General features: G+C 35.0%; 3 protein-coding genes. 1 reads left to right on the plus strand and 2 read right to left on the minus strand.

Translation table 11 applies throughout. From position 1 onward, the window contains the following. Positions 1-339: hypothetical protein (locus ACJML3_RS04680; protein ID WP_406021046.1), on the plus strand; the 339-nt coding region annotated here is incomplete at its 5' end. A gap of 160 nt (positions 340-499) precedes the next feature. Here ACJML3_RS04680 and ACJML3_RS04685 read toward each other — a convergent pair. Together ACJML3_RS04685 and ACJML3_RS04690 are read right to left on the minus strand one after the other, a co-directional pair. After that, complete coding sequence (locus ACJML3_RS04685) at positions 500-1,015, minus strand: S-ribosylhomocysteine lyase (RefSeq protein ID WP_406021048.1); 516 nt, start codon at positions 1,013-1,015, stop codon at positions 500-502. 131 nt (positions 1,016-1,146) lie between these two features. Beyond that, on the minus strand, positions 1,147-1,992 hold an 846-nt coding region (locus tag ACJML3_RS04690; protein WP_406021050.1), incomplete at its 5' end, for an FAD-binding protein.

A 1,992-nucleotide genomic window follows, 5' to 3' on the forward strand; every position in this document is an offset into this window, starting at 1 on the left:
TTTTCAACATTTGAATATAAAAAAAGTATAGAAAAGGTTTCTAGAGATCCTCAAATTTTAGCTAAATTAGAAAAAGAAGAAGATCGGAAGTATTACAAAAATCTAATGTATAGATTTGTGCTTCATGGAAGTAGTCATAGATATAACAAAGTAAGGAATATGCAAGAAGGTTTTCTTTCTATGATGTCAGAATCTGATATGAAACGAACAGCACGAGATATTCTTTGTTTTATTTATTTGTTGAATGATCTTCATTTAAGTTTTCATCTTGAATCAGAAAACAAAAGTAACACTATTAAAGAATGGTGCGAGGCAAATAGAAAAACAATAAGTGGATAAGTATTAGTTGAAATTATAAATTAGTCAGAATTATTTGAGGCTTTAGATCATGACTTATTTATGCAGAATGTGGGGATGAATACAAGTGAAAATAGAAATTGATTCATGAGAAAAACTTTTGAATAAGGCTGTCTATTAACAGACAGCCTTTGACTTAATATTAAGAATCAAAGAAAGTTAAACCTTTCTCAGTTTCAATTCTCTGTGAAGTTGGATAATCAAAGCAAGGTTTTGTTTTTAGAACATCAACAAAAAGCTTTGACTCATATTTAGCAATCTGAAGATCGTGAAGCAGGTAGTTTCCGCAGTTAACAGGAAGTGCACCTGGAATAACATCATCGTAATCTCTGCAGTATTCAAAAGCTCTTATCATAAGAGGCAGAATCTCCTGAGGAGTAGGTTTGCCTTTCATAATCAGATAGCAGCCAGTCAGACAGCCCATAGGACCCCAGTAGATAACTTTATCTTTCCATTCAGGATCGTTTCTTAAAAATGTTGCTACAACATGTTCAATTGAATGCATTGCATTTGGATGAATTGCTGGTTCAACATTTGGTGTCTTCATTCTGATATCGAATGTGGTAGCAAACTCGTTTCCGATAGTATCAATTCTTGATACATAAATACCAGGAACAAGCTTTGTGTGATCTACCTGAAAGCTAGGGATTAAATCCATAAAAAGCTCCTAAAGCTGAAAATCTTGTTTTCTGTATTATATATAACTAATAACCGACATGAATAGTAGGAATTGAAAATAATTTATTAAATCGCAATAAAAAAGAGGCATAAGCCTCTTTTTCATCACCATTATTCGTTTGGTTTTAGAATAGTAGGTCCTGATTTTTCTTCAGTATTAGGATAATCAAGATTGTAGTGAAGACCTCTTGATTCATGTCTTTTCATTGCTGATTTAACGATAATCTCAGCAACAGCAAGAAGATTTCTAAGCTCTAACAGATTTCTTGATACTCTGAAGTTAGAGTAGTATTCACTAACTTCCTTTTTAAGCATCTCAATTCTGTGCATTGCTCTTTCAAGGCGCTTGTTTGTTCTAACAATACCTACATAATCCCACATGGTAAGACGTAGTTCATGCCAGTTGTGAGTAATAATAACTTCCTCATCAGAGTTTGTTACCTGACTTTCATCCCAGTCCTTGATTTCAACTGTATCAAATTCATCATCGTCAAGGTGCTTAAGGATATTTTCAGCAGCAGCTTTTCCGTAAACAACACACTCAAGTAGAGAGTTTGAAGCAAGTCTGTTTGCTCCATGAAGACCAGTATATGCGCACTCGCCGATAGCATATAAACCGTCAATATCAGTTCTTGCCTTTTTATCAACCATGATACCACCACAGGTAAAGTGAGCTGCAGGAACAATTGGGATTGGCTGTTTGGTGATATCGATACCAACCTTTAGGCAACGCTCATAGATGGTTGGGAAGTGCTTTTTAACAAACTCAGGCTCTTTAAATGAAATATCAAGGTACATGCAGTGTGCACCTAATTTCTTCATTTCATGATCGATTGCTCTTGCAACAATGTCTCTTGGAGCAAGCTCAAGTCCATCATCATAATCCTGCATGAATCTTGTACCATCAGGACGCTTTAACTGAGCTCCTTCACCTCTTAGAGCCTCTGTTAAGAGGAA

The organism is Succinivibrio sp., assembly GCF_045124615.1.
Taxonomy (GTDB): domain Bacteria; phylum Pseudomonadota; class Gammaproteobacteria; order Enterobacterales; family Succinivibrionaceae; genus Succinivibrio; species Succinivibrio faecicola.